The following is a 5,274-nucleotide window of genomic DNA, read 5'->3' as shown; positions in this document are numbered from 1 at the left end:
CCGCTCCCCGGAGCGGCGGGTTTTCGTCGTTGGCCTCCGGCGGGGATCTCGACGTCGCCCTACGCCGCCGCTCGCGCGTCCAACCGGAATTTCAATAGATACGTCCGCTGCAACACCGACTGGTTGTCGTCCGATACCAGCCACAGGATCGTCGCCCCGCCCTCGCGGGTCACCGCCACACCTTCGAAATTGTCGTGGATCAGCGGCGTATCCAGTTCCGCCAGCAGTCGCCCCTTCGCCAACCGGCCCGGAGCGATGGCATCGGCCGGCACCAGCGTGATTCGATTCGAAAAGCGGAACGGCAGGCGAAACCCCCGCTCGACGACGATCAGTGATCCGTCGGGCAGCGCGGCGGCATCGGCGACGTCATGGCCGGGCGACACCTGATACAGGAAACGACGCGGGCGAAAGCGCAAGGGATCGCCCGCGAAGATCAACCCCTGTCGGGTCGATGCGGCGGCGACCTTCAACCCCTTTCGTTGGGCGCTGGTCGCGGTCGCCTCTTCGGAGATGGTGACGAATCGCCCGTCGGGCATGCGGGCCAGCGATTCGGCCCCGCCATTGACCGGCCAGCCCGCCATGGCGCGCGGCGTGACATAGCCCTGGGCGCGGGTGAAATCGGGCGAATAGCGCCAGATCTGGTTATAGCCTTCGAACCCCACCCATAGGGTGCCGGTGCGTGGATCGCGTACTAGCGATTCGCTGTCGCGATCCTGCTTCTGCCAGCCGATGCCGGGCCCGGCGGGCAGATTGCCGAAGTGCAACCCCCTGGGGCGCCAGTCCGCCCCCATGCGAAAGTGCACGATATTGCCGCCATCGCTCAGCAGCAGGAACCGATCGCCCGTCACTACCAATGAGGAATAGCCGCCAAAGGCCGGATCGCGGCTGCGCAGCGCGACGCCGCCCAGAAAGGTTAGCGCCCCCAACCGCCGCCGCGCCGGATCGCGGGGATCGAGGGTAACCGTCGTCACATCCATCTGCGCCCTGTTCCCGAGCAGCGCCAGGCGCTGTTCGCCCGACCAGCCGGGTACCAGCGCCAGGATCAGAAGACAGGAAAGAAGGATGCGCATGGCGCCTCATACGCGCTGCGCCGCCATTGGGCAGTCGGCAATTCCCGTCCGCTGTCCCACGACGCCGATCATTTGCATGAACGGCGGATAACGGCGGCATTCAGGAAACGCTCAATCCGAATCACCCAAAAGCGGATCAACGACGACGAACGGGACCGTCAGTCGCACAAAGATTCGGGAGTAAGACCATGATGAAGACCCTGACCCTGGCGGGAGCCACCCTGGCGATGATCGGCGGCGCCGTCCTGCCCGCCACCGCCGCGGACGCGCATCGCTATCGCCGCGGGGGCCATCATCAGCAATATGACCGGGGCTATCGCGACGGCCACCGCGATGAATATCGGGCCAGCAAGTGCCGCCGTCCGGGCACGACCGGCACCATCGTCGGCGCCGTGGCGGGCGGCCTGCTTGGCCGGACCATCGATACGCGCGGCGACCGCACGCTGGGCACGCTGCTCGGCGGGGCCGGCGGTGCGCTGGCGGGCCGCGCGATCGAACGCTCGGGCCGCCCCGGCTATTGCGGCTGAACGGTTAGGGCGGGCGGGGCCAGTATTCGCCCCACCCGCCCCGGTTTTCCTCGCGTAGCGTATCGAGGACGGAACGCCGGTCTCCCTTGGAGGCCGGCGTTCTTGCATGCCTCAATACATATGCTGTCCGCCGTTGATCGACAGGGTCGAGCCGGTGACGAAGCCCGCCTCGTCAGAGCACAGGAAAGCGACGCCGCGCGCGATCTCATGCGCCTGGCCCAGACGGCCGACCGGAATCTTGGCGACGATCTTCTCCAGCACGTCGGCGGGAACAGCGGCGACCATGTCGGTGTCGATATAGCCCGGCGCGATGGCGTTGACAGTCACGCCGACGCGTGCACCTTCCTGCGCCAGCGCCTTGGTGAAGCCATGGATGCCCGACTTGGCCGCGGCATAGTTCACCTGACCATATTGGCCGGCCTGGCCGTTGATCGAGCCGATATTGACGATCCGACCCCATTTGCGTTCGCGCATGCCGGGGAACACCGCCTTGGCCATGTTGAAGCAACCGCCAAGGTTGGTGTCCATGACCTCCTTCCACATCTGGTAGGTCATCTTCAGCAGCGTGCCGTCGCGGGTGATGCCCGCATTGTTGACGACGATGTCGACCGGCCCCATTTCCTCGGCGACTTGCGCGACGCCGGCCTGCACCGCGTCATAATCGGCGACGTCCCACTTATACGCCTTGATCCCGGTACGCTCCGAGAATTCGCGCGCACGTTCGTCATTGCCGGCATAATTGGCCGCGACGGTGACGCCGGCGTCCTTCAGGGCCAGGCTGATTGCCTCGCCAATACCGCGCGTACCACCCGTTACGATTGCAACCCGAGCCATCAAGCCTCTCCCATTTTCAAATGTGGCTTAAAAGGGGCACCGGCGCTCCGCAATGGCGAAGACCGGCTGCAATGTAATATTACGTTACGGCAGCCAGCCGCGCAGTTCGCGTTCGATCAATCCGTGCAGCATTTTTATGCCGATATCCGTGTCATTCAAGCAGGGAAGATAGGCGAAGTGCGTACCGCCGGCCCCCTCGAAGCTTTCGCGCCCGCGAATCGCCAGTTCCTCCAGCGTCTCGATGCAATCGGCGGAAAAGCCGGGGGCCAGGATCGCGACCTTCCTAATGCCCCGCCCGGGCAGCGCCTCCAGCACCGTGTCGGTCGCCGGCTCCAGCCATTTGGCGCGGCCGAAGCGCGACTGGAACGCGACCAGCAGTTCGCGGCCGCCCAGCGTCTCCTTCATCGCCTCGGCCAGCAGCCGCGCGGTCTTGCGGCAATGACAGTGATAGGGATCGCCCAGTTCCAGCGTCCGTTGCGGCATGCCGTGGAAGCTGGCCAGAATCGCCTCCGGCTCGAAATCGAGCGTGGCGAGCTGTGCCTCGACCTGCGTCTTCAAGGCATCGATATAGAGCGCATCGTCATAATAAGGCGGCAGGGTGCGGATCGCCGGCTGCCAGCGCATCGTGGCGAGATGCGCGAACGCCTTGTCATTGGCGGTCGCGGTCGTCGCCGCACAATATTGCGGATAGAGCGGCGCCAGCAGGATGCGCTCGCACCCGGCATCCTTCATCGCCTGCACCTGCTCGGCGATGGCGGGACGGCCATAGCGCATCGCCCAGTCGACCATCACGCCGGGCCCGAACGCGTCCTTCAACGCCACCGCCTGCCCGCGAGTGATCGCGGCCAGCGGCGAGCCGTCGTCGCGCCATACCAGCGAATAGGCATGCGCCGACTTTTTGGGCCGGGTGTTCAGGATGATGCCGCGCAGGATCGGCTGCCAGAGGAGCGCGGGGATCTCGATCACCCGGCGATCGGACAGGAATTCGCGCAAATACCGCTTCACCGCACGCGGCTCGGGCGCCTCGGGCGTGCCGAGGTTCATCAGGAGCACGCCGATCTTCGGACGCGGGACGGGCGGATGATCGGGGGGCAGCATCAGGCGGGAAACTCCATCGGCAGGCTTCGTATCCGTGAAGCACCGCCCAAAGTGGCAAGCGCATTGGCGATGGCGGGGGCGACCGGCGGCACGGCGAGTTCGGACACGCCCCCCGGTGCCTCGTCGGAGGCGATCAGCTCGACGGTGATGTCGGGCATGTCGGCCAGGCGCGGCAGGTTCAGCATCGCCAGCCGGTCGGCCTGCGCCTGCCCCCGCGCAAAGCCGGTCGCGGCGCCCAGCAGATTGGCGAGGCCGAAGATCAGGCCGCCCTCGATCTGCTGGCGCACGATGTTCGGATGGACGATCCGCCCGCAATCGACCGCCGCGACCAGCCGGTCGACGACCGGGCGGCCGGCGGCATCGCGATGCGCCTCGGCCATGACCGCGATATGGCTGTCGCGAAACCGGTGCGCGGCCAGCCCCTGCCCGCTGCCCGCGCCGCCGCCTTCCCATCCGCCCAGCGAAGCGGCGGTCGACAGGCATTGCGCCAGCCGGGGCGTATCGCGCAGCAGCCCCAGCCGCCAGTTGAGCCGATCAGCCACCGATCGTGCCGCGAGTTCGTCGATGAAGGATTCGGTGAAGAAGCAGTTCGCGACATGCGCGCCGCCGCGCACATGCCCGGTCGGCAAGGGCAGGTCGGCCGGGTGATGATGGACCGCCAGCGCGGGCAAGGCATAGGCCGGCACCGCGCCGCCCATCGCATAGGCATCGCCATGCCGCTGCCCCGCCATGCCGAATCGGGTCAGGCCACCGGGCATCAGTCGCTCGGCCAGGCCTGCGCCGGTAGAGGGGGTCGCGATCCGGCTGCGCCAACCCGTGATCCGCCCCTTGTCCAGCCGCGCGGTCATCCGGGCCAGTGCGGGCGCGCGGAAGGCGTCGCGGCGCAGATCGTCGGCGCGCGACCATTGCAGATTGACCGGGCGCTTCAGCCTGGCGGCGATCGTGGCGGCCTGCGCAACCGCCTCCGTCTCCAGCCCGATGCCGAAGCCGCCGCCGATCGGCATGGGGTGGACGACCACCCGGTCCGCCGCGATCCCCGCCGCCTGCGCCGCGACCGCACGGGCGCACACCGGCGCCTGGGTCGGCACCCAGAGCTCGAGTCGATCACCCTGCCACGCCGCCACCGCCGCGCGCGGCTCGATCGCCGCATGCACCCCGACGCCGACACGGTAGCTGGCGGACACCAGCCCGCCGCCCTCCAACGCGCCCGAGACATCGCCGCGCGAGGTGACCAGACGCCCCTCCTCGCTCAGCGCCTGTTCCAGCGCCTGCGCGATCGCTGCACTGGTCGGGTGGGGGCCATCGGTGATCGCCCGGGGGTGAAGCGCATCCAGCCCCTTTTGCGCGATCCACCAGCTGGCGGCGGCGACCGCAACCCAGTCCTCGCCCTCGATCACATCGACGACGCCGGTGACCTTCATCGCCGCGTCGCGGTCGATCCGCAGTCCGCGCATGTGCCCCAATGGCGCATGGCGGAGCGCGACATGCACCATGTCGGGCAGGCGGATGTCGGCGGTGAAATTGGCCGAGCCATCGACCTTGGCCGGCGAATCGAGCCGGGGAACATCCTTGCCCGCCAATCCGCCCGCCCCGCCGCTGCCCAGCGGCAGGGGTTGCGGCACCGTCTCGCCCGCCGCCGCCTCGGCCAGTTCGGCGAAGCGCAGGCGGCGATCGCCCGCGACGATGAAGCCGTCCTTCGCCTCGCACAGCGTCCAGTCCACACCCCAGCGGCGCGCGGCGGCCTG

5 protein-coding genes are annotated in these 5,274 nt (G+C 68.1%); 1 reads left to right on the top strand and 4 read right to left on the bottom strand.

The window, feature by feature from the left end:
- Positions 1 to 59: 59 nt before the first annotated feature.
- Positions 60 to 1,070, bottom strand: a complete 1,011-nt coding sequence (locus tag ACQKJZ_RS17850; RefSeq protein ID WP_427732866.1) for an esterase-like activity of phytase family protein — start codon at positions 1,068 to 1,070, stop codon at positions 60 to 62.
- Positions 1,071 to 1,258: 188 nt separating this feature from the next.
- On the opposite strand from ACQKJZ_RS17850, the gene ACQKJZ_RS17845 reads away from it, so the two are divergent.
- Positions 1,259 to 1,597, top strand: a complete 339-nt coding sequence (locus ACQKJZ_RS17845) for a glycine zipper 2TM domain-containing protein (protein ID WP_427732864.1) — start codon at positions 1,259 to 1,261, stop codon at positions 1,595 to 1,597.
- A 111-nt stretch (positions 1,598 to 1,708) separates the two neighbouring features.
- Here the strand turns inward: ACQKJZ_RS17845 and phbB are convergent, their stop codons facing one another.
- The 3 genes from phbB to ACQKJZ_RS17830 form a co-directional block, all read right to left on the bottom strand.
- Positions 1,709 to 2,431, bottom strand: coding sequence for an acetoacetyl-CoA reductase (phbB, locus tag ACQKJZ_RS17840; RefSeq protein WP_427732862.1), 723 nt, complete (start codon positions 2,429 to 2,431; stop codon positions 1,709 to 1,711).
- An 84-nt stretch (positions 2,432 to 2,515) separates the two neighbouring features.
- Complete coding sequence (gene hemH / locus ACQKJZ_RS17835; protein WP_427732860.1) at positions 2,516 to 3,529, bottom strand: ferrochelatase; 1,014 nt, start codon at positions 3,527 to 3,529, stop codon at positions 2,516 to 2,518.
- On the bottom strand, positions 3,529 to 5,274 hold a 1,746-nt coding region (locus tag ACQKJZ_RS17830), incomplete at its 5' end, for a xanthine dehydrogenase family protein molybdopterin-binding subunit (RefSeq protein WP_427732858.1). The genes hemH and ACQKJZ_RS17830, both read right to left, overlap by 1 nt.

Origin of the sequence: Sphingomonas sp. NPDC019816, assembly GCF_050274375.1 — a bacterium.
In the GTDB taxonomy this organism is placed as follows: domain Bacteria; phylum Pseudomonadota; class Alphaproteobacteria; order Sphingomonadales; family Sphingomonadaceae; genus Sphingomonas.
This window is presented reverse-complemented; position numbering and strand designations above follow the sequence as displayed.

Bases quoted from the DNA above. Each gene is read 5' to 3' on its own strand.
- ACQKJZ_RS17850 (WP_427732866.1), bottom strand. From the start codon at position 1,070: ATGCGCATCCTTCTTTCCTGTCTTCTGATCCTGGCGCTGGTACCCGGC.
- ACQKJZ_RS17845 (WP_427732864.1), top strand. From the start codon at position 1,259: ATGATGAAGACCCTGACCCTGGCGGGAGCCACCCTGGCGATGATCGGC.
- phbB (WP_427732862.1), bottom strand. From the start codon at position 2,431: ATGGCTCGGGTTGCAATCGTAACGGGTGGTACGCGCGGTATTGGCGAG.
- hemH (WP_427732860.1), bottom strand. From the start codon at position 3,529: ATGCTGCCCCCCGATCATCCGCCCGTCCCGCGTCCGAAGATCGGCGTG.